This is a genomic window from Lysinibacillus sp. K60, from assembly GCF_019731275.1.
GTDB classification, from domain to species: Bacteria; Bacillota; Bacilli; order Bacillales_A; family Planococcaceae; genus Lysinibacillus; species Lysinibacillus capsici.
The window spans coordinates 308,657-332,200 of sequence record NZ_JAASJR010000003.1 but is presented as its reverse complement, the minus strand read 5'-3'; the positions used below and the strand labels follow the sequence as shown (position 1 = coordinate 332,200).

The window sequence follows — 23,544 nt, the reverse complement described above, 5'->3', positions numbered from 1 at the left end:
TGATCACTATTGGCGTAGCAGGGGACGAGATCTTTTTTTGACTGAATTGCTTTTTCTTTGGTTTGAAGTGATCATTTTTTATTCAAAACCGCTCTTTCTCTGGCTCGGAGTGCTCACTTTTGAACCGCTACCGCTCTTTCTTTGGTTTAAAGTGCTCACTTCTTATTCACAGCCGCTCTTTCCTTGGCTTGTAGCTCTCTCTTTTAAATTGCTCATCTCCTTGCTCGAAGTGATCACTTCTAAACCAAAAACTGCTCATTCTTCTTCATGGAATCATTTTTCTTTTCACGCAAAAAGGTTAGCCATAATTTGACTTGATTCATTAAAAATCTTTAGTGTCACGCACCACAGATTCGTAACCACTTTGTCTTTTCTTTAATAGTATAAAGGTGAGTAGAAGGAGGAGTCTCAAGTGGAAGTAGTAATATTTGATCGGGAGTGGATTGAAGAACAGTTTGAAACACTTCCATTATGGCAACAGTCGGCCTATACAGATTTTGCTGCCACGATTGCGGATGAAGCGAATACGTTTCCATGTATACCAGCAAGAATGGGCTTTTTATCAAACCATTTGCGCTATAGTTTTATCGGGGATCCACGGGAAGAGCAATCGATTAAAATGTTAGCACAATGCTTAAAGGACTATACGAAAGCATCACGAACTTTCGGGAAGTATACAACTCTTACTGTGTTCTTTCATACCCCTCACGATATGCAAGATAGCTTTGAGGTGGCAGATTATCAGCAGTTATTTTGGTCCATATTAAATAATTTAACCAATTTGGATGAGATGAATTGGCCTGAGGGAATACCAATGGAGCCTACTCACCATGAATGGGAGTTTTGCTTTCATGGTGAACCCTATTTTATCTCTTGTGCAACACCAGCTCATAAATTACGAAAGAGTCGTCATTTTTCCACTTTATTAATGGCCATTCAACCACGTTGGATATTCGATGATATAAACGACACCACAGCCTTTGGGCGAAAAATCAAAAAGCTCATTCGTCAGCGGATTGCAGACTACGACACAGTCCCAGGACATCCAGATTTAAAATGGTATGGGCAAGAAGATAGTTATGAATGGAAACAATACTTCTTAAGTGATGATAACCATAGTCCATCCAAATGTCCTTTTTTAAGGATGTCTCAGGCAAATGGTTCATTACGTAATGTTTTTTTGCCTTTTCACAACAATCCAGGTCGCCACACTGATTAAGACTATAAAGAGCAGGCTCACGTAAAAACCGAGTCTGCTTGTTTTTTCACCTAAAGTTCCAGATACCGTCACAGCAATGAGCAACATCCCCATACCATTCTTTACATGCCCCCACTTTGTTAACTCCATGAGCTTCCAGTAGGTCACTAAAATAAAAAGCCAATTATAGATCAACATTAAACCCGCCGCTGTAATCAAATATTCAAAGATTTTTTCTGGCATCAAAAAACCAATCACAATTGTGATTACTAGTCCACTCGTTAAAAATAAAAGGGCTGGAAAAGGAACTTTCATTTTTCCTTTCTTTGCAAGTACTGCCGGTGCATCATGATCCTCTGCAAGTGTAGTGAGAATGGTGATAACCGCATAAAGCGAGGCCACCATTGTTGAAAAACCAGCAATGATTAGCACACCATTAAATATATCTGCCACATAAGGGATATGGTATCCTTGAAGCGCTGTAATAAAAGGACTTTCATCGATCGAAAAGTCTTTCCACGTAACGAGTGCTAATGAAAGGGCGATGGCCATGATGAAAATAACGGTAATCACGATCAGCATAATTCTCCCCGCTTTTGGCGCCTCTTTTGGATTTTTCAAATCGATGACCATTAAACCCATCACTTCAATTCCTCCATAGGCATAAAAGGCATAAAGTAATCCGAGCCAAATACCTTTTAGTCCTTGTGAAAAAAATGCTTCATAATTAGCCTGAAGTGAAGCCATTGTAGTAGATGGTGTACCTCTCATGATGATGAACACTGCTACAATAATGAACATAATGATGGCAGCTGCCTTTAAGGCACCGAAGATATTTTGGAAATTTTCAAAGCCCTTCATGCCTGTGAGAATAACAACTAAACCAATAGCAGCATAAATCGAGGCAGCAACCCACAGGGGCAGCGCCGGAAACCAAAATTTCGTAAAAATGCCGAGCGCCATCAGCTGGCTTCCCATGATTAATAGCTCAGAAATTAAGTACACCCAGCCATTGCTAAATCCTGCCCAGCGTCCAAAGGCTTGCTTGGCATAGGTACGAAATGAGCCTTTATCTGGGTTTTCCACAGACATTTTAACAAGTGCATCATACACGATATACGTACAAATGGCCGCTAATAAAAAAGGAATTAATACGGCAGGCCCACTTTTATGAATGGCCATACTTGTCCCAAGAAAAAAGCCAGTGCCCAAAGTACAACCAATACCTAGAAGCGAAAGCTGCCACCAGGCCATACTTCCTTTAGCTGTTTTTGAAGTCATTGTTCTCAACCCTTCGTTACGTTCTTACCAATGGCAATGTCATACATCGAATGCCACCACCGCCTTTTTCAAGCTCAGTGACATCAACTTCAAGCAAGTTTTTATTCTTCAGTAGTGGATGCGCCAATAATTGTTGTGGCTTTGCCTGCTTACTTATTATGATTGTTTCTGGATTCAGGTTAATAAAGTTGATGTCTGGAATGGTCTTATACGAGTCAAGCCAGTAAACATCCAAACCATGACGCTTTAAAAATGACTCTACCATATCAAAACGACTGCTTTGAACTGTTAATACCTGAACAGGATAATGGCGTACAAAGCTTTTAGCAACAACCAGATTCGCGTTTACAACATTACAATTCATATCTAAATGCAGCGTATCATTGCTTTTCGGTAAATCAATTACGGCAATTTCAGAAAACCCCTCCTGAAAAATGCTTTCCTTTAAGCTTTCGATAGCTTCTATCGATGTTCTCATTCCAAGATTAATAAGCACAGCATCTTTATTTAAAATTAACAAATCTCCGCATTCGAAGGAATGAAGCGGTTGCAAATTAGCTTTCCATTGTTGTGGAAACCATTTTTCTAATAGTGAATGTGCAAGAGGGTACTCTGGTTTTCTAAGTGAGCTTCCAGCATTTCCAAGTAAAAGTCGATTCCCAATGACACAGGCTAGGTCACGCACAAAATAACGATTAAGCAGCTGTTCACTTAATAGCTGCTGATCATGGGCTAGTTCCCTTGCATAATCAAGTACATGTACCCCTGCGTTTTCGAATGTTGTCTTTAATGCCATGAAATTATCCATTGCCTTCTGATGGTTGACTGCATCACTCCAACCAACCTGCTCTGCTATTGTTAAATCCGTTACATCTACGACGGAAGGTGCACAAAGCATCACCACTTTCAGTTCTCCATGTTCTGACCAACAATTTAGTTGAAATGAATCCATTCAAGTATTCTCTCCTTCTTCACAACAATCTCTGTTAGCGTTACCATTGACTTTAAGATTATACAAGGACCATAATCAAGAAAATTTCCCCAATTAAATGTAGGTATTAAACAATCGTTTTACCTGGTTTGGTGGTCTATTACTGTAAAAAAGATAGAAGGGAGGATGGGGACTTCCTGGTAGTTTGCTGAAATTAGGCAAGGGCTTAAAGAATACTGTTAAAAGGACTAGCCATTACGGATTTACAGTTACTAGGTGGTTTTTCACGTACTAATTGTTACCTTAAAGTCAATTGTACGCCGTTACCGCATTCTTCTATACAAGAGATGGACTCGGTCATTTAGTGATTGATTACAATGAATCAGAGATACGGCAATATTTATCTCTTCTCCATTTACCAAACGATTTAAAAGACCATCGATATATCGCATAATTAATTTAGAGAGAAAACAAGCCGTTCTCTCTCTAATTGTCATGTAAAATATTCTAATTTTGCTTGAGGGAAAAACTTCTGCATGTAACCATACAGATGCTCTTTTATATCTTCCTCTTCCTCTTTTTGATAGATATATTTACCAATGCCGTATTTACCCCATTTATATCGTCTTACCGTCTCGTCGAGCTCTAGCTTTGTCATTGGATAATTTTTTTCAATCACTCGTTTTGCAGGTTTTGTAAAGCGATGTTGAATAAATTCAAAGGTGATGTCATCGCGCACATCCTTTGGCAATTCAGCATCCAATCGCTCAAACATACGATAATAGCCCTCCTGCCAGCCATCATGAAGATAGATTGGCGCAACAATAAATCCGAGTGGGTATCCAGCTCTTGCCACTTTCCCCGCTGCCTCAATGCGCTTTTCCAATGGTGATGTACCTGGCTCAAAGTGCTTAATCACATAATCAGCATTGACACTAAAACGAAACCTTGTACGACCATTATGCTTGGCATCTAATAAATGATCCACATGATGGAATTTTGTTACAAATCGTAACTGACCTAGCTCACTTTGTCCAAAATGCTCAATGGCTCGCTTTAAGGTATGTGTAAGATGATCAATCCCTACAATGTCAGAAGTACAGGATGCCTCAAAGCGAGTGATGTCAGGTGCTCGTTCTGCCATATAGTGATCGGCCTGTTCTAGGATTTCATCGACATTGACATACGTCCGAATATAAGGTTTACTGCCCATAGTTGTTTGTAAATAGCAATAATGACAATGTCCCATACAGCCAGTCGCAAATGGGATGGCATATTCCGCTGAGGGCTTAGATGTATCAAACTTTAATGTTTTTCGAATACCCACTACTAAGGTCGATTTTGCTACCCGATACTTTTGAAAATCATTGTCTCCAGGAAGGTTTCTCACTTGATTATGGGAAGTGGTATAGCGAATTTCAATTCCCATCTGCTCAAACTTCTCTTTTAGCTCCTGACCTAATGGATACTGGAGGGCATCTGGCTCAAAATAAACAAGCTGAGGGGTAAATGGCTTCATCATGTGAGTCCTCCCTTAATGAAAATACTGGTGATAGGCCTGTTCAGCCGCCATCTCACTTGCAAAAATTACCATATCATTCGTGATTGGATAATAGGTTTCAAATAAAAATAGAGCTAGCTCCTCTGGTTTTTCTGGATGATAAACGACTGCTGCTTCCTGTATATTCGTTACATCTTGAATATGTGGATTGCGGTAAAAAATATAAACAATATCACCCACATCAAATGGTTGTTGCATCTCTTCACCTTCCTCTGCCTTTCCATTAGTTTGGTGAAAGTGTACAAAAAATATGTCATAAAAAATTTAGTTGGTAAAATCCAATATATTTTCGGTTATTTTTTAATAAAATAGCAAGCTAGTGATGGTATAAACAATTATGAGCAAGAAAATTGCCACTGCCTAAGCATTGTAACGTCGTCCTTCAATTTAACCTGCTTTATTCAACTCTCCTGCGTTGAATAGTGGGACGATATCCACTCAAAATCCCCTAACTCTTTTCAGTCCAGTTATAAGGAAAATAAGCCAGAAAAAGTATCAATACTGTGTGATGGTTAAATTTTCTTCAAAAGGTAAAAGGGTGAAACTTTTATGCTGCTCATACGTTAAATTAGGTGTCATGCTAAGTCAATCAAATGGCATGCAGAAGGGTGGAATTTATGAAAAAAATATGGACTTTACTTTTTGCTGCGATACTTATTGTACCGTTATTATTACAGCCGGCAACCGCACAAGCGGCAAAAGCCATCACAATTAATGTGGATGGGGTTCAATTAAAAACCGATCAGCCACCAGCGATGATTCAAGGACGTGTTATGTTGCCACTTAGAGCGATCTTTGAAGCATTGAATGCAAGCGTAAACTGGGACCAAAAGACTCAAACAGTCACAGGGATAAAAGGTGATACAACGGTAGTTCTCAAGATTAAATCAAAGACAGCTACTATTAATAACCAGACAGTAACGCTTGATGTACCAGCACAGGTATTAAAAGGTAGAACAATGGTGCCAGTACGCTTCGTCAGTGAAGCACTTGGTCAGGATGTTGATTGGAACTCGGAAAAGCAGCAAGTATCTATTAAAACTGACAAAGACATCCCAAGTAATAATAGTATTGCTCCAGTGAGCAATGTGTCAGTTCGAGATGTCAATGATCAGGGAGATGGGCGTGATCTTGAGGTTAACTTCTCTAAATCGTCTACAGAATCATACGTAGATCATTATCGGGTTATGGTTGTGAAGGCTTCTAAAAGTTTTAATGTTTCATCAGCTCTGAAAGTCTCCTCTTCTAATTATTCGGTGGTATCGACTTCAAATTCGAATCGTGCCGTAACTTTATCGCAAAGCACACGAGATGTGGACGGAGACTACATAAAAAATGATCAGTCTTATGTGGTTTATATACTTGCCATTGGCAAAGGTTCTTATTCTAGCGTATTATCAACTTCTTCACCGAAAATTACACTAACAAACATGTCTACTGTTACCGCGGCAACAAATGTGAAGATTAGCGATATTAATGATTTTGGCGATGGACGTGATGTCTCAGTTAGCTTTACTCGTCCACAAAATGATAGCAATACTTCCAATTACCGTGTGTTTATAGTAAAGACCAAGGATGCTAACAATTTTAGTCTTACCACTGCAAATAATTTATCCAGCAATTATTATACAACAGTGGACAAATCGGGAAGCAACGGCAGTACGTTGATAGCAACACTGTCCTCCTCAACACGAGATACTTCAGGTGACTTTATAAAGCATAACGAATCCTACACAGCGTTCGTTATGTCTGTAAGTAATACGAATTCGGGCATTAATAAACTCTCGCCTGCTTCATTATCAGTAACGCTTACTGTATCTACTCCGACTATTACACAAGTAGATGATGTTAATGATTTTGGTGATGGACGCGATTTGAGAGTTAGCTTCAACAAAGTGTCTGATGAATCTAATGTTAACTCTTACCGAATTTTTGTTGTAAGAGCTAACAACTATACGAACTTCACATTGACTAAAGCCAACAGTTTATCTAACACTTATTACACACAAGTGAACAAAACAGGCAACAATATTACTCAGGTACTCTCTGCAGGGGCAAAAGATACTGACGGTTATGCCATTCAAAATGGCGTTAGCTATCGTGTATTTATTATGGCAGTAACTAATAACTCTGCAAATAATGTGCTATCTTCAGCCTCCAATATGATTTCGCTGCTTAGCAACAATGTGGGTGCAGTGTCGAATATTATTGCCAGCGATGTGAGCGATTATGGTAACGGTCGCGACCTCTTTGTGTCATTCAATAAAGCTGTTGATGAGACACCTATTAATCACTATCGAATTATGGTGGTACCAACAGCAAATTACAATAGTTTTAGTCTGACGGATGCTAATAGCATATCCAGCAGCAATTACACGACTATTAACAAAACTGGGAAATCCACATATGAGCAAGCGTTATCTGAAAATACTCGGGATGTACGCGGAAATTCTATTAAAGAAGGTACGAACTACCGTATCTATGTATTGACGGTTGCCAATGGAAATACCATAGGAAACAATGCGCTAACTGCCGCAACATCTACGATTACACTAACTAAAAACTTCACTGTGCAAGCTGTAACTAATCTAAATGTTGCAGATATAGATGATAAAGGGGATGGCCGTGATGTGCAAGTAACATTCACGAAGCCTACGGATGAATCGAATGTTAATCATTATCGGATTCTAATGGTACCAACTGCATATTACAGTAGCTTTAATCTTTCACAAGCCAATAGTAGCTCTTATTACATCACAGAAGGCAAAGGTGGAAATTTAGTAGCAAATAGAACCTTGGATGGGATTAGGGATGTACGAGGTAATTTTATTACAGAAGGAACTAGCTATCGCGTCTATGTACTGACTGTTGCAAATGGTAATTCTTCAAATGCCTATGCTCTGTCCTCTCCTTCATCTGTGATTACAATTAGTAAAAGCAAAGCTGTTCAGGCAGTAAGCAATATTAATGTAAGCGATGTTGGTGATTATGGAGATGGTCGAGATCTACAGATATCGTTTACAAAACCTTCTGATGAATCAAATATAGATAGCTACCGTATTCTAGTTGTACCCGCATCAAAGGCAAATGACTTTGATCTGAACACAGCTATTAGAGCAACTAATTATACAGGTTGGGGTAAAGGCCAGTATAGTATGAAATTGGGAGCTACTAGTAAAGATACAGACGGTAGACTTATAACGAATGGCGAAGAATATCGCGTATATATATTGTCTGTAGGCAGTGGGAATTCTAAGGAAATGTATAGCTTATCCTACCCATCTTCCTACATTGCTTTGGAAGACCTTTCAGCCTCTGGATCAGTGGAGAAAGTGACACTTAGTATTTTGAATAAGGGATATAAATATAACGATATAAACATTAGCTTTGATGTCAAAAATAGTCAAAGCGTAACGGAGTATAGAGTGTTTATGTTACCTAAGGATAAAGCAGATAGTTTCAAATTGGAGGATGCTATTAAAAGTACACATAGTACTAGAATTTTTCCGAATAGCCTTCCCAACGTTAGCCAAGCGCTAAGCACACCTTTAGATGCATTTGGTAATCAACTTGATTCATCTACAGAATATGTTGCTAAGGTTCTGATTTTGGCGAAAGGAACTTATTCGCTATCAAACACATCCAATAATTCAGTGCAACTCCAGAAATCTCCTGATAATATCAATAATGAGGCGGCCCAAGACCCTCAAATTAATTAATTGGTCCATTATTTTTATAGCAGGTACTCCCTATGGCGTATACATCACCATAGGGAGTACTTTCTTGTTTTGTAATAATGGATTACTTTTTATGGCTCGTATACTGAACGACAACTTCCTATAGTTCCTTTGTCATATGTACCTGCTCTGTTGTCACCTTTAATCCTTGCTTCAATAAATAGCTCGTTGCTGGATTGCTCGCTAAGAAATTCACTGTCGTCAAATGGACTTTATCTGTTGTAATACTTGCTAAAAACTGCGGGAGTAAATCTACATTACTATCTTCTAGTATTACCAATTGGTAAAGTAGAATACGTTCCACCTCACCACATTCATTCCACAAGGTTTTGTATAGCATATAGCCCAGTGGTTCATTGCTATCATTATAAAACACCCTTGCTTCTCCCTGCTTTACGCTCTGCCAGCTACACTGCCATGGAACATTTTCCTGATAGAAAGATCGATGTGCTAGCTGCTCTGGGCGAATGGCCTCTATTTGAAGGGCTACTGTAGGTATCGCCTTCGCTTCATACTCGCCGCTTAAAAATAGTAATTGATTGGCAACCACATAGCCATATTTTTTATACAAAGCAATGGCTACTTGATTTTCCTTAATCGCTTCTAACGTGCCCAATTCAACATTTTCTCTCTTATAGATAGCTAGGGTTTCCTCCATTAGTAGGCGCGAGACTCCCTTACCACGATACGCTGGAGAAATACCAGTCCCCCCATTCCAAGCTGTTTTTTGGCCATCGATGGTACGAAAGCCATTCACCACAATGGCAATTGGTTCCTCTTGATCAAAAACGACGATAGAATGCTCAGGAGATAACCCCTCCCCCACTAGTCGCTGTAAAAACATTTCTGCTGTCATATTAATTTCAATAAAATAACCTTCAAAGCCTTTGTTCCATGCTTTCAATACTTCATCTAATGTGCATTGTGCAACTGTTTTAATCTTCATACTCTCCCTCTTTTCAAATGGAATCTAATGCTGCTAAATTTTCTAAGGTTAATTTTCTCACAATCTCATAACCATGTCCTTGACCTTTAGGTTTTATGACAACCGTCCCCATATTCGAAATGATGCCCAGCCCCGCATTTCTTGGAAAGCTATGACCAATGATTATGTTGTTTATGCCCTCGGGTGGGACGATTTCCAGCATCGATGTAGAAGTCGTTAATATACTGCTTTGCACTACTGTAGGAAGATTGCCACCTAGCATAAAGATTTCAAACAAGAAGGGGTCAATTTGGAGATTGCTGTTTGGAAATGCCAAACGCGCTGTTTCAATGGTCCGACAAAAAGGACTGGTAGTGATGGTGGAAAGGATGGGAATTTGCCAATAGCGTAGCATTTGACCATAATAAATTGCCTCCCTACGACCTTGATCTGATAAATTCCGTTGATTTTGACAACTTTGAAATGTACCATATGCTTGATCTACACCAATAGTTGCTGTCCCGTGTCTTGCATATAAAGTGAGCCCACCCCTTCTCAATAACGCTAGGAGACCCTTTTTCATTTTCTTCATCTCCTTCATCATATCACTCTCTACTTTGTAATGTATGTGCTATACATAGAAAAAACTCCCCACAACTTTTTGTAGGAAGCTTTTTTTCTGTTATTTTATTGGAATTCTGACAATAGCAGTCGTTTCTAAATGTTTTGATGAATCAATTGAAATATGACCATTATATTTAGTGATAATTTCTTTGACAATAAATAAGCCTTGTCCTCTTAGTCTACCATTCTCATGTTTTTTCGTTGAAAATCCTTGTTTAAATATTTGATCAGGATTCGCAATATTTGGCCCTGTATTGGTAATTTTGAATTCATACTGTGATACATCTGCAGTACAGCAAATCTTAATTTTACGTTGTTCCTCAGGTAATTCAACAGCAGCATCAATCGCATTATCAATTAAATTGGATAGAATCTTGATTAAATCTGTCGTTTTAATCCTATTAAAGTCATTTTGAGAAATCGTAAAATCCATATCAATATGATGATTTTGAGCCGTTAATTTCTTCGTTTGCAATAAGATGGACAAACCTGGATGATCAATATTTAATTTTAATGACTTAATCGCTTGCACTTCTTTCGATAGTGAGGATAAATATTGTTTCGCCTGATCTGTTTTTTCTAATTGCAATAAACCATGTAACACTTGAATATGGTTTGTAAAATCATGACGTAGGGACGACACCGAAGTAATCAATGTTTTGATTTCTGCTAGATACGTGTCTTCTGTAGCGCCAACTTCCTTCGCCACCTCTTTTTGATACCATCTTTGTAAAAATAAAAAAGAACCGATGACAATTAAAATAAGTACACCATTAAAAATAAAATTAAATAGGTTGTCTTCAATGACTTTACCCTTAATACCATTTAGCGTATCTGCACTAATGTCAATGCCTAAATACCCGATAATTGTTCCATTATCATCTTTGATGGGTGCACCAACAGATAAATAAGACCCATGTTCAGAATCATGAATTACCTCTGTAACATAGGTTTCACCATTATAGGCCTTTTCTACATGCTTTGCAGGAACAGTACAAACTACTCCAATACCGAAGCCCTCTTTCATTTCTTTTGGCATGCCTGTAATCATGGCTATAGATACTTCAGGATTATCCACCTTTAAAGTGTAAACAAATAGTGCACCTAATTTTATCCTAGCATCGTTTAAATAATTTCTTACTTTCCAATAATAATCATTTTCCTGTGGATTATTTAAAAATTGCTGATAGGCATCCGTATCAATGGATGCAGCAATAGAATGGGCTGCCTCTAAACTTTGATTGGCAATCGACTCTTCAACGGTCTTTTTTATTTTTACATAGGATGTAAAGACGTTTAAACTTGTAAACAAACATAATAAAATCGTTGATAGAATTAATATTAGTTTTATTTTTCTATTTTTCATAAAAAACGGTACTTCCTCATCTATAAATATTCTAGAATATTATTATATTATAATTAACTCTATTTTTTTGTTTGTAAAGCAAACATTGCTTGTATATCCTACATAAATTAAAACACAAAATCAATTTTTATTTTATTCATACCCAAAATTACACACTGTAACAAATAGTTTAATAATCCCTGACAAGAAAGTAAACTAAAAAGGTAAGCAATAATGTTTTATGTCTCATTTCCTAATTTAAATGGAAAATTAAAAGACTAACAAAAAGATCAGGTATCCACTATACCTGATCTTTAATAAAATTACTTATTTTTTTTTCTGAAGTACGTGTTTGATCTTGCGGTTTTAGAAAGGTAGGCCGTTTACTATAGCCCTTTGGAGAAAGTCTCAATAACGACTTACGTATATTGCCCTTTTCAAAATCAGCACTAAAGTTTACATACGGCACTCCCAAGACTCTCATATTTGCAGTGTATAAAAGAATGAAAAACACGGATATAAAAAAGCCAAATAAACCAAAAAATGCCGCAGCCATAATAATGATTAATCGAAAAATACTCATAGCTGTCACAAAGGATTGATTGACCAGTGTAAAAGCAGCAATACTGGAAATGGCAATCACAACTATCATTGAGGGGCTTGTAACACCTGCTTTAATCGCTGCATCCCCAATAATTAGTCCCCCTACCACACTAACTGAGCCACTGATTGCACTGGGAAGACGCAAGTTAGCCTCTCGAAACAATTCAAACATAAATAGCATCATTAAGATTTCTAGAATTGTTGGAAAGGGCAATCCCGACCTCGATTCGACAACCGTAGCAAGTAGAAGAAACGGAAGCTGCTCTTGATGATAAGTCGTCAATGCTAGCCAAAAACCTGGCAGTAGCATACTAATTAATATCCCTATAATTCGAAGTAATCGTTCTACTGAGCCGACAATAATTGGATATTCATTATCCTCTGCCGATTTAAAGAGCAGCATAATATTCGTAGGTGTAATCAAGACATAGGAAACGCCATCAATCATTAAGAGTATTCTTCCTCTAATTAACGCCTGCAGAGCAAAATCAGGTCTTCCTGTATAATCATGTCTTGGAAGAATTGTGGCTGTCTTTTCAATTGCTTCCATTAACAAATCACCGTTAATAACAATATCCGTATCAATTTTTTGTAATTGAAGTCGAATTTGTTCCAGCATATTTAAATTCACAATGTCTTCCATATATAGTATGGCTACGGTTGTTTTAGAACGCTTGCCAATTTCTAATGTCTCCACACTAAAAGAATTAGTGGGTAATCGTTTTCTTAATAAAGCAATATTAATAAAAACATCTTCAATAAAGTCATCTCTAGGTCCTTTTACTACTAGTTCTAGTGTTGTTTCCCCAGGCTCTCGATTGGGTCTTTTTGAAATATCACTAGAATAAAGTAATTGATTTTCTTCAAAATACAATAAGACATGGCCTTTATAGACCCTAGTTACCGCATCCTCTTTCGATAAAATCTTTTGTAAATAGGGAATGTGTAAATGCTGTTCGATTTCTTCCTCTAGCATGTCCTCAGTGACATTGCTTAACAAAGATTGAACACGTTGAACAACCACAGTTTGAAGAATTTGCTCATTGACCATTGCATCACAAGTTATCAAATGTACTGTATATTGCTGAAAATTATATTGTTGGAAAATCACATCAGCAGAGCGTTGAAATAGTGATTTCAACATTTTCAAATTAATTTGTTCCATTGATGAAATACTTCTCATCTCCTACTGAGCCAGCTCAAGATTAGTACATTTATGAAAACAATCACATTCAATAAATACACTTAAGCATATTTTTCCCATGGTTGTTCAAAATATTCAAAGAAACAAATGTTGTGACGACTATTTAAATTGTCCTGATCCAATCATTTTCTTTAGATTTGCCATCTCAATTGCAGACATTGCCGCATCATAGCCTTTATTACCAGATTTCGTTCCTGCACGTTCAATTGCCTGTTCAATATTTTCGGTAGTAACAATTCCAAAAATAACTGGTACATTCGTTGACAATGACACATTGGCAATGCCTTTTGCAGATTCATTACAAACATAATCATAGTGTGTTGTAGAGCCACGAATAACAGTACCTAAACCAATAATGGCATCATACTTCTTTGTTTCTGCTAGTTGTTTTGCCATAAAAGGAACTTCAAAAGCCCCTGGCACCCAAGCAACATCAATAGATGCAGGATCAACCCCATGACGAATTAAACCATCCATTGCCCCATCCAATAATTTGCTAGTAATGAACTCATTAAAACGACCCACTACTACTGCAATTTTCAAATCCGTTCCAATTAATTGTGCTTCAAATGTTTGACCCATTGTTCTTTCTCCTTTTTACATAGAAATTTTAGATTTATTAGTGGATAATTGTTTACGATAAGCAACCAATGCTTCTATCGATATCATTTTTAAGCCATGATGTGCAGCGAACTTTGTCAGTTCTTCAAACCGAAGCATGTGCCCATCATCACCCATAATTTCGCAAATAACACCTGCAGTTACACTATGACAAAGCTTCGCTAGATCAATCGTCGCCTCTGTGTGCCCTCTCCGTTCCAGCACTCCTTGCTCTTTCGCAATCAACGGAAAAATATGGCCTGGTCGACGAAAATCAGTCGGCTTAGCTTGCTTTTCTATCATCCTTTGTATCGTTAGCGCACGCTCAAAGGCGCTAATCCCTGTCGTTGTTTCTACATGGTCGATACTTACCGTAAATGCGGTTTGATGGTTATCCGTATTGTGCTGAACCATCGGATATAAATCTAGCTGTTGTGCAAGCTGCTGCGAAATCGGCGTACAAATTAAACCTCTACCATTGGTTGCCATAAAGTTGATTGTTGCTGGTGTGATGAATTCAGCGAGTGCCAGAAGATCTCCTTCATTTTCCCGATCCTCATCATCAACCACCACAATCATATTGCCCTGCCTTAAATCCTCTATGGCTTCTTCAATTGAATGTAGCACGATGATCAACTCCTATTCTATGATTTAAAAACCATGTTGTGCTAAATAATCTCTTGTAATAGCTGGCGTTGTTTGCCCTTTTTTTAATTGCCCTATAATGTATTTTCCGACTAAATCGGTTTCGATATTAACGAATGCTCCAACCCTCTTCAAACCTAAAACGGTTTCTTTGTAAGTATGAGGAATGAGCGAAATCGTGACACTATTGGCTTCAACATGAAAAAGGGTTAAGCTTGTGCCATCAATTGTTATGGAACCCTTTGGAATACAAAAGTTGGTTAGTTCCTCTGACATTTCGATATCAATATAAACAGCGTTTGCCACTGGACGTTTTCGCAAAATTTTGCCGACTCCATCAACATGACCAGCAACAAAATGACCCCCAAATCGTCCATTAGCAGGCATGGCCCGCTCCAAATTAACAGAATCACCTATTGCCAGCTGCTGTAAATTTGTTGCTTTGACTGTTTCAGGCATAACATCCATCGTAAGCTGCTGTTGTGTGAAATGTGTCACCGTTAAACAAACTCCATTGACCGCTATACTGTCACCAAGCTTGACATCCTCCGTTATCTTGGCTGATTGAACCGTAATTTTCATACTGTTCCGATCGCTTTGCACGGCTTTTATGATACCAATATCCTCTACAAGTCCAGTAAACATTCCATCACCTACTCTACTTTATTAGCACTTCTATCCTTTACTTTTAAAGTTTATCCACCTGTTTTTGTGCCTTATCCTTCTCCCTTCTCTCGTTAACAATAAAAAATAAAAACCCCTTTACATCAAAGGGGTTTTGGGAGTATAAGACATCAACAAATAAGCCTATCTGAAAACAATTTTTTCATAGACTGTCATCTCATTCGTTCTTCTCCCATCCAGACTATCACTGTCGGTTTTGGATTTGCACCAAATCAGCTTGCGCTCACGGACTTTGAATTGCTTCATCACCGCCGATTGGGAATTTCACCCTACCCCGAAGAACATCTTCTATTCGATTGTAGCTAAATAAAAAAACTTCCCACAAGGTGATTGGGAAGTTTTGTAATAAATGCATAGTCAAATAAACCTTCTAAATTAGAATCAATTTAAAAAGTTCGCATTTTTACCCTTCTCCCATCCAGACTGTAACTGTCGGTTTTGGATTTGCACCAAATCAGCTTGCGCTCACGGACTTTGAATTGCTTCATCACCGCCGATCGGGAATTTCACCCTACCCCGAAGAATATTTTTATTTAGCTAGTCTTACGATAACACTATTTTATTATATTATCCATCCTTCTTTTTAAATTTTTTTCGAAGCATAAATTTTAAACAGCTCTGACGAGACTTGAAAAATGTAAAGGATGTTATTAAAATGATCACATTTAACCTGTTAATGGAACTTCTTAATCAAAAAAACGTTCCTTTACAAGTGACTATTCAGTCTAGCCGTTTGGAGGTCATTTACTTGACATTTTTAAAAAATATACCTTTTAAAGAAGCTATTTTCTATGCCCTATTAGCACTCTGTTGTGGGGTTTCGATTGTTTTCGTACATCATAATGAACAATTTTATGATCGACCGATAGCGAAAATAACGCAAGTGGATGTAACAAAATCAGAACCAATGAAAGACATGTATGAAAATAAGGATTTTTTATTTACACAGGAAATTATGGCCATTATCAAAAATGGTCAGCATAAGGGGCAATCCATTCATTTGACGAATGACTATTCTTCGTCTGGTGCTTTTGATCAAGAATACCATGTAGGCAATGAAATCTTTGTCACGCTAGATGATCGCACAGCACAATCAGTTTTAACAGGAACCATTGTCGATTTAAAACGTGATCAAACCATGGTAATGATTGCATGGATTTTTATTTTTGCCCTACTTATTATAGGTAAAAGACAAGGCTTATTTTCTATCATTAGCCTGGTGGTCAATGCTGTGATTTTATCATTCGCATTAGATCTTTATGTGAAGCATGGGGGCGTAAGCCTATTAGTAGTCAGCGGCATTTGTGCGGTGCTATTTACAATTATCTCGCTACTACTTATTAGTGGATTAAATACAAAAACATATGTAGCCATCGTGTCCACACTTTTAGGCACTATTCTAGCGCTTATCATAAGCTCTATTGTAATGTGGTTGACAGGTGAAAATGGTCTTCGTTATGAAGAAATGCAATTTTTAACGCGTCCCTATCGTACCGTCTTTATGGCAGGTTTATTTATTGGCTCACTCGGGGCAGTAATGGATGTTTCTATTACAATGGCTTCTTCGATTTTTGCTTTATACGAGCAAGATCCTACGATCCCTGTCAAAGCACTTAAATCTTCGGGACATGAAATCGGTAAAGATATCATGGGTACTATTACAAGTATTTTATTCTTTGCCTACCTTTGCGGCTCCATACCTATGATTATTCTCTATTTAAAAAATTCTTCCACATTAGGGCTTACATTGTCCTTAAATCTTTCTTTAGAATTAGCCCGTGCCTTAGCAGGGGGTATTGGTGTTGTCCTTACGATTCCTATTAGTCTGTATACCGCTATATTTTTCATTAATCGAAAGAGGGTTCGAGAATGAATGTTGTCGTCTTATTAGCAGTTATATTGTGCGTGTTAATGGTTCTAGTCGGCGGTAGACAGGGGATACGCTCATTTCTTTCTTTATTCCTAAACTTTGGTGTACTCTTTGTCACCATTTTTTTAATGACAAACCCTAAAAATAGCCCTATCATCTTGACGTTTATTGCCTGTACGATCATTAGCTGTATTAGCCTTTTCTATATCAATAAAACAAATAGTAAAACCATTACAGCCTTTATCTCGACGATGGTGACGATAGTTGTGTTACTACTCTTTATTACCTTTGTAACGGAAAAGTCGATGATCCAAGGGTTTGGCGAAGAATCAACTGAAGAAATCAGCATCTTTTCTCTCTACATTGGTGTTAATTTTGTGCAGATTGGTGCATCAGTCATCATTATGAGTACGATAGGTGCCATTATGGATGTAGCTATTTCTATCGCTACCTCCATGCATGAGATTTTTTATCGTAATCCTTCGATTAGTAGAAAAAAACTATTTGCAGCTGGCTTAAGTATAGGAAGAGATATATTAGGAACCGATACCAATACGTTATTTTTTGCTTTCTTTGGTGGCTATTTAAGCTTGTTAATCTGGTTCAAGGACCTCTCCTATTCGATTGGAGAAATTGTTAACTCCAAAGTTTTTAGTGCAGAAATGACAACCATTTTTTGTGCAGGTATCGGCATTGCACTGATTATTCCGATTGCCTCCTGCATCAATGCCTATTATTTAATTCGTACACGCGAAAAAGCAGAAAAACTTTTATAAAAATTACCAGCACCTATCATAAAACAAAATAATGCCGAGGTGTCTCAATGGACTTTTGAGACACCTCTTTTTGTTGTAGCATTTCCATTGCAATCGCCTCATTTTCTGATAATATTTACCATAAGATGTTTACGTACGCTCAAAATGGTGGTTATTTCAAGATTACTAGATCGCCCATTCCATGTAACATTTTTTAGCATAGAACGTCAATACAACGAGATGAAAAAGGAGAAAGTTTGCAATGAAGCATATTATCTTTGATTTTGATGGGACGCTGGCAGATTCTACTGCTGTGTTTGCATCAGCATGGAATACTTTAGCCCAAAAATATAAATTTAAAGGCATTGAATTGAAGGAAATTGATACATTAAAAAAATTATCAATTTCAGAACGCAGTAAGTTATTCGACTTTCCAATGTATAAGTTGCCTATGATTTTACCGCAATTTTATAAATTATATCGCCAATCATTAAATGATGTTCATCTGTTCGAGGGAATGAAGGAAGTATTAATAGAGATTAATAAAAGAGGCTATAAAATCCTGATTATTTCCTCAAACTCTAAAGAGAATATTTTAGAATTTCTTAAAATGAATGGTATTCATTGTGTAGCAGATGTACTTTGCTCCAACCGCATTTTTGGTAAGGACAAAGTAATGAAAAAGTTTTTAAAGGAAGCGAATGTTGACTCATCTGACGTCGTATACATTGGTGACGAGCAAAGGGATATTGTTGCGTGTAAGAAAGCCGGAGTACCAATTATTTGGGTGGAATGGGGCTATGATGCCAAAGAGGTCGTGCAAAATGACGAACCTGAATACAGTGTCTCAACACCACAGGAAATTTTAGAGATCATTTAATCATGAAAAAGGATAATAGCACTTGTCTATTATCCTTTTTATATGACTATCCTTTGATGTCACTAATTTGCATAAGCTTTTCTGCTGTACTATTAACCCCTTTGTAGGCATCTGTTAATTCATGCATACTCGCAGCAAACTGCTGTGTAAACGCAGCAATTTGATTCGATGATGCATTGACCTGATCGATGGATTGTTTAATGTTTTCTAGTTGCACAGTTATGCTATCAGCACTTTCTGTACTACTCTGAGACATTTTTTGAATTTCAGAAGCGACCACCGCAAAGCCACGCCCATGCTCACCTGAACGTGCCGCTTCTATGGATGCGTTTAGACCAAGAATTCTCGATTTCATAGCTAAATCTTTTACTAAATGGACAATCACATTAATTTGTTCTATATCGCCTGTCATTGATTCTGAGAAATTAGACAACTCTTCCAAACGATTGGATACATCCTTACTGGCAGTGGCTAATCCTTCATTTGTAGCTGTCATTTCTTCTACAGCACTTGAAAGCTCGGTTGCCAGTAGGCGCATACTATCCATTTTTTCATTGGAAATAATGGCACTTACTACGCCAATAACACGTCCTCCTTCAAAAATAGGCTGGGCAGAGGCAATATAGGCCATACCAAAACCTTCTGCACCACGCTCCTCTTTTACAAATTTCCCTGAACTTAACGCTATTTCTGTTGCTGTACCTCGATATTTATGTACTGGATCACCAACCCCAACTTTTAAGTCAACCTTTTTTCCTGGTTTGTAGGCAAGCACTCTTTCCGTATCTGCCACGATGACACAAGCATCCTCTGGGTAAGTTGCTTGGTATAAATCAATCGAATCGATAGTTGCTTGTAGTTTAGGATGCATTGTCTTTTCCTCCCTAAAATTTTCTGAACTGTATCAATTTAACTATATCATGCGATCCGAAAAAAGACACCAACGTCCAGTGGTGTCTCATTACAAGATTATGATTTTTTCAATAATTCTACATATTTTTCTGCCGTTCGAATTTCAATTGTTAGAGAATTCGCTCCATAGCTTGCCTTAATTAAAAATGGTACATCATTTGAGTTTTGAAACCTAAAATCTAACGTATCATAAGATACCGTAGCATCTCTTCCTTTTGGGACATATCCTACATCTAACGAATGATGATGGCGCTCAACATATTTGATGGGAATTTGGTCTACTGCATTAAACAAGGTTGAAGAAGTTTGACAGATTCCACCGCCAATTCCCATGACTACCTTCTTATTAATAATTTCAGGTGCGGGTTGATAGCCATTTGCCTCATCTCTTGGACCTACAATTGTATTAAAAGAAAAATAATCGCCACTGCCTACAATCACATTATGAATGGCTCTGGCAGACAGCTCTATATTTTTATTTCTTCCTAAATCAGCACGATTGAAATAAGTAGTATAAGATGCAACAACCACTTCCTCTAATAAAGGAAGATCCTCAAAATAATAGCCACTTTCTGTTATATAGAGCGGCATTTCTACCTGACCACCAGTCGCAGAAGCTTCGATAATACGCTCCACTAGCTCACTTTCCTTTAAAATAATTTGCGGCTTCCCCTTAATCACTTGCCCGTTTTCATCCAATCGATCAAGCAGCATACGCTGATCATAGCCATTTGATGTGTCCGTTCCTCTCGCCCATTCTCTTGCTAATTGTTCTAGATGTTTTTGATAGGCTTGTGGGTCAGTATCGAAGCCACATTCCTTTGGAGATATTGTTTTAAGTACCTTACTCGTAGTTGGATCAACAACCTCTACAATAGGATCAATCATTTGTTCATATGTAACAGGTTGCTGAACTTCCTCACGTTGTTGAATTTCTTGTTCTAGCTTGTTATGATGGACTGCTTCTTTTTCACAACCTACTAGACCTATCATACAGATAACGCAGCATGTAGCTAACCACTTCTTTTTCAACCATAACACCACCTCTATCTTCATACTACAGAGACATCTTATTCGTCTATTGCTAATAGTGTGTTGTTTTTTGGTTATTTTTATTTGTCAAGACAGCAAAAACACGCTACATTATCCTTATACCTGACATATCTCCAGTTTGATGTTTCAAAAGATGAGTATCAACCTGTAAAGTTGTTTTTACTGCTCAGTAAATCGCCATTTTTGCCTTGATTAACCTTTTAGTGATTTAGGAGAATTTAAAAAGTAATATACGCTTCCAATACGGTATACTTTAGTATTTAACGCGAAAAAGAGCATCTACTAGCTATCCCAAAAGCCAATAGATACTCTTTCTTTTTTATTTTTGAATAAACATTTGTGTCCAGTAGTTACCGTCCTGTACATAGCCTACACCAATATGTGTGTAGCTTTTATTAAGGATATTGGCACGGTGTCCTTCACTGTTCATCCAGGCCGTTACAACTTCCTGTGCGGAACGTTGGCCCTTCGCGATATTTTCGCCAGCAGATTTATACGCAATACCGAAGTTTTTCATCATTGTAAAAGGTGTACCATACGTTGGACTTGTGTGGTCAAAGTAATTTTTATCGTGCATATCTTGCGACTTATATTTAGCAACCCTTGATAGCTCCCAATCTTCTTGCAATGCTGGAAGACCTGCTTTTGCCCGTTCTGCATTGACAAGTTTCACAACCTCTTGTTCAACTGTTGCCTGTTCTTTTACAGGGACGTTAATTTTTTGACCTGGAGAAATTTGATTTGGGTTAGCGAGTTGTGGGTTGGCATCAATTAATTCCTGTACACCCGTTTCTGTTTTTAATGCTATTTTCCATAGAGTATCACCAGATGTCACTGTATAGGATTCGGCGGCCATTGCCGCAACTGGCACTAATAATGAAGTTGCTACTACTGAAGCTAGTGCTACTTTTTTTATTTTTTTAAACATGTTAATCACCCTTCCTAATTGCTCTACCATTATCGTAAATAGTTTCTGAGCCATAATCATCACAAAATATTTGGAAGGATTTTTACAATTGTATGACAAGCTCGTCATATGTTTGGGTAAAGCCCTTTATCTCGCTATTCTTTCCCATTGGAATTGTCATCAAGTTGCAATATGTTTGTAATTGGCATATATTACTAATATATTCAGCGATCAATAGCTGCACAATATATCCTATTTTGCTAATTGCTTACGCTGTAATCGATAAATTAAGAGAATATAGAGCCAATCATAAAAGAGCGTTGCTACAGAAATAATGGTAATTAATGGTGTGCGAAAGTATAGATAGAAGCCAACCGCTGCAAATAATGTACCCACCATCTTACAAACTGCTATCCCCATTGATTGACCAGCTAAATTCCCTCTTTGCAATAATAAAGCAATAAATAGTCCTGACATCATAAGATTTTGGAAGAATGCTACGTACTTACCTTCGAAATCTTGAAAGTCATAGACTACACCTAAAATAATCAGCATGCTAAAAATTAATGTGATCAAAAAGGAGAAATACAATAGCTTTTTTGATAGCATCTTTCGATATTCATTTGGAGCATACCGTAAAAATTGCATCAAGATAAAGACATCCAATACAAACCAAATCAGCGTAATATAGCGTTGCAGGTCATTTTGTGGATAGAAAAAGGCAAAGATAAATTCCCATGAAATATTGGCACAAATAGCGACCATAGGCATGCCATAGGTTTTATCTTGCCATCCTTTGTAAATAACAAGTATATATGTAAAAATCCAAAAAAGACCCATTCCTACTTGGCAAATTAATAATATGTCTTGTTCACTCAACATTCACGCTCTCCCCCTCTCTAGCATTCCTTCTACTATATGAGGGAATCGATTCTTTATGTCTAAAAGTTTGATAGACGGGTAAAGGAGTAGCTAAATAGTAAAAAACGGCAACCTATACATTCCATAAGCAATCCTATATAGTAAAATGAGGTGATTAAATGAAAATAAAAATGTATATAGATAATGAGCAATTTATCGCGGGAACGACCTTAAAAGATGAGATGGAAGTAGAACACAATAATATGGCTTTGCATAGTTGCCATGATGTTCAAGCTATCATTAACAATCGTCAGCATTTAGCTGCGACATTGAACTGTGATTTACAAAATTTTATTTGTACAGAGCAAACACATAGTGCGAACTTTCATAAAGTCACATTAGCCGATCAAGGACGAGGCGCTGCGCAAATGGATACAGCGGTGAAGAATACAGATGCGCTTTATACAGTTGAGCCTAACTTACTATTATGTAGCTTTACGGCAGATTGCGTGCCCGTTATTTTTTATAATGCTGTGAATGGACTTGTCGGTGTGATTCATTCGGGATGGCAAGGAACAGTCAAAGAAATAACACCCAAGATGTTTCAGCATCTTATGAATGAAGAACAGTGTCGACCTGAGGACTTTCATGTTCAAATCGGTATGGCACTGAGTCAGCAGAAATTTGAGGTAGACGCAGATGTATATGAAAAATTTCACAGTCTTGGTTATGCTGAAGAATTTATGTATTACAATGCAGAAACGAAAAAATACCATATTGATAATCAGCAAACAGTCAAAAAGCAATGTGAGCTTGCGGGTATTCCAGCGAATCAAATACAAATTGATGAAACCTGTACATTCCTTAGTCCCGATGGCTTTTCTTATCGTCAAGACAAACAAGCTGGAAGACATTTAAGCTTTATTATGCGAAAAACACACTAACAGCAAAGACCCTTCTTATCGAAT

The 23,544-nt window shown here is 37.5% G+C and carries 21 protein-coding genes and 2 riboswitches; of the genes, 6 read left to right on the top strand and 15 right to left on the bottom strand.

Translation table 11 applies throughout. The features are described 5' to 3' along the window. Positions 1-412: 412 nt before the first annotated feature. Entirely contained in the window at positions 413-1,219 is an 807-nt protein-coding gene (locus HCH28_RS08975; protein ID WP_221680664.1) for a YqcI/YcgG family protein, read from the top strand. Here the strand turns inward: HCH28_RS08975 and HCH28_RS08970 are convergent. From HCH28_RS08970 to HCH28_RS08955, 4 genes are all read right to left on the bottom strand, one after another. Next, positions 1,166-2,479 carry an amino acid permease gene (locus tag HCH28_RS08970; protein ID WP_221680663.1) on the bottom strand — a complete coding sequence of 438 codons (1,314 nt, stop codon included), beginning with the start codon at positions 2,477-2,479 and terminating at the stop codon, positions 1,166-1,168. The two genes, HCH28_RS08975 and HCH28_RS08970, sit on opposite strands and share 54 nt — an antisense overlap. Positions 2,480-2,495: 16 nt before the next feature. Beyond that, complete coding sequence (locus tag HCH28_RS08965; RefSeq protein ID WP_221680662.1) at positions 2,496-3,431, bottom strand: arginine deiminase family protein; 936 nt, start codon at positions 3,429-3,431, stop codon at positions 2,496-2,498. Between the two features lie 472 nt (positions 3,432-3,903). After that, positions 3,904-4,932, bottom strand: coding sequence for a spore photoproduct lyase (gene splB, locus HCH28_RS08960; RefSeq protein WP_036219626.1), 1,029 nt, complete (start codon positions 4,930-4,932; stop codon positions 3,904-3,906). Positions 4,933-4,944: 12 nt separating this feature from the next. After that, complete coding sequence (locus HCH28_RS08955; protein WP_004232790.1) at positions 4,945-5,169, bottom strand: transcriptional regulator SplA domain-containing protein; 225 nt, start codon at positions 5,167-5,169, stop codon at positions 4,945-4,947. A 419-nt stretch (positions 5,170-5,588) separates the two neighbouring features. On the opposite strand from HCH28_RS08955, the gene HCH28_RS08950 reads away from it, so the two are divergent. After that, positions 5,589-8,690, top strand: a complete 3,102-nt coding sequence (locus tag HCH28_RS08950; protein WP_221680661.1) for a copper amine oxidase N-terminal domain-containing protein — start codon at positions 5,589-5,591, stop codon at positions 8,688-8,690. A 118-nt stretch (positions 8,691-8,808) separates the two neighbouring features. On the opposite strand, the gene HCH28_RS08945 is transcribed toward HCH28_RS08950, so the two are convergent. From HCH28_RS08945 to ribE, 7 genes are all read right to left on the bottom strand, one after another. Further along, complete coding sequence (locus tag HCH28_RS08945) at positions 8,809-9,654, bottom strand: GNAT family N-acetyltransferase (protein ID WP_221680660.1); 846 nt, start codon at positions 9,652-9,654, stop codon at positions 8,809-8,811. Positions 9,655-9,667: 13 nt separating this feature from the next. After that, positions 9,668-10,216 carry a histidine phosphatase family protein gene (locus HCH28_RS08940; RefSeq protein WP_221680659.1) on the bottom strand — a complete coding sequence of 183 codons (549 nt, stop codon included), beginning with the start codon at positions 10,214-10,216 and terminating at the stop codon, positions 9,668-9,670. A gap of 99 nt (positions 10,217-10,315) precedes the next feature. Continuing rightward, positions 10,316-11,623, bottom strand: a complete 1,308-nt coding sequence (locus HCH28_RS08935) for an ATP-binding protein (protein WP_221680658.1) — start codon at positions 11,621-11,623, stop codon at positions 10,316-10,318. Between the two features lie 280 nt (positions 11,624-11,903). Further along, positions 11,904-13,370: a spore germination protein gene (locus HCH28_RS08930; protein WP_221680657.1), complete on the bottom strand. Its 1,467-nt coding sequence runs from the start codon at positions 13,368-13,370 to the stop codon at positions 11,904-11,906. 138 nt (positions 13,371-13,508) lie between these two features. After that, positions 13,509-13,991, bottom strand: a complete 483-nt coding sequence (gene ribH / locus HCH28_RS08925; protein ID WP_221680656.1) for a 6,7-dimethyl-8-ribityllumazine synthase — start codon at positions 13,989-13,991, stop codon at positions 13,509-13,511. Between the two features lie 15 nt (positions 13,992-14,006). Further along, positions 14,007-14,636 carry a 3,4-dihydroxy-2-butanone-4-phosphate synthase gene (ribB, locus tag HCH28_RS08920; RefSeq protein WP_221680655.1) on the bottom strand — a complete coding sequence of 210 codons (630 nt, stop codon included), beginning with the start codon at positions 14,634-14,636 and terminating at the stop codon, positions 14,007-14,009. A 24-nt stretch (positions 14,637-14,660) separates the two neighbouring features. Further along, a complete protein-coding gene (gene ribE / locus HCH28_RS08915; protein WP_221680654.1) occupies positions 14,661-15,299 on the bottom strand; it encodes a riboflavin synthase in 639 nt (212 codons plus the stop codon). Positions 15,300-15,498: 199 nt separating this feature from the next. Further along, positions 15,499-15,624: riboswitch (FMN riboswitch) on the bottom strand. 116 nt (positions 15,625-15,740) lie between these two features. Next, positions 15,741-15,866: riboswitch (FMN riboswitch) on the bottom strand. A gap of 220 nt (positions 15,867-16,086) precedes the next feature. Here ribE and HCH28_RS08910 point away from each other — a divergent pair. From HCH28_RS08910 to HCH28_RS08900, 3 genes are all read left to right on the top strand, one after another. Then, positions 16,087-17,211: a YibE/F family protein gene (locus HCH28_RS08910; protein ID WP_221680653.1), complete on the top strand. Its 1,125-nt coding sequence runs from the start codon at positions 16,087-16,089 to the stop codon at positions 17,209-17,211. Beyond that, positions 17,208-17,984, top strand: coding sequence for a YibE/F family protein (locus tag HCH28_RS08905; protein ID WP_221680652.1), 777 nt, complete (start codon positions 17,208-17,210; stop codon positions 17,982-17,984). Before HCH28_RS08910 ends, HCH28_RS08905 begins: the two co-directional genes overlap by 4 nt. Before the next feature lie 241 nt (positions 17,985-18,225). Continuing rightward, positions 18,226-18,843, top strand: a complete 618-nt coding sequence (locus HCH28_RS08900; protein WP_221680651.1) for an HAD-IA family hydrolase — start codon at positions 18,226-18,228, stop codon at positions 18,841-18,843. A 46-nt stretch (positions 18,844-18,889) separates the two neighbouring features. Here the strand turns inward: HCH28_RS08900 and HCH28_RS08895 are convergent, their stop codons facing one another. The 4 genes from HCH28_RS08895 to HCH28_RS08880 form a co-directional block, all read right to left on the bottom strand. Continuing rightward, on the bottom strand, positions 18,890-19,714 hold the full coding sequence (locus HCH28_RS08895) for a methyl-accepting chemotaxis protein (RefSeq protein ID WP_221680650.1): 825 nt from the start codon (positions 19,712-19,714) through the stop codon (positions 18,890-18,892). Between the two features lie 98 nt (positions 19,715-19,812). Then, positions 19,813-20,787, bottom strand: a complete 975-nt coding sequence (locus tag HCH28_RS08890) for a VanW family protein (protein WP_221680649.1) — start codon at positions 20,785-20,787, stop codon at positions 19,813-19,815. A 340-nt stretch (positions 20,788-21,127) separates the two neighbouring features. Further along, on the bottom strand, positions 21,128-21,736 hold the full coding sequence (locus HCH28_RS08885) for a CAP domain-containing protein (protein ID WP_221680648.1): 609 nt from the start codon (positions 21,734-21,736) through the stop codon (positions 21,128-21,130). A gap of 231 nt (positions 21,737-21,967) precedes the next feature. Then, on the bottom strand, positions 21,968-22,597 hold the full coding sequence (locus HCH28_RS08880; protein WP_221680647.1) for a transmembrane-type terpene cyclase: 630 nt from the start codon (positions 22,595-22,597) through the stop codon (positions 21,968-21,970). 158 nt (positions 22,598-22,755) lie between these two features. Here HCH28_RS08880 and pgeF point away from each other — a divergent pair, with 158 nt between their 5' ends. Further along, complete coding sequence (pgeF, locus tag HCH28_RS08875; RefSeq protein ID WP_221680646.1) at positions 22,756-23,520, top strand: peptidoglycan editing factor PgeF; 765 nt, start codon at positions 22,756-22,758, stop codon at positions 23,518-23,520. Positions 23,521-23,544: the final 24 nt, after the last annotated feature.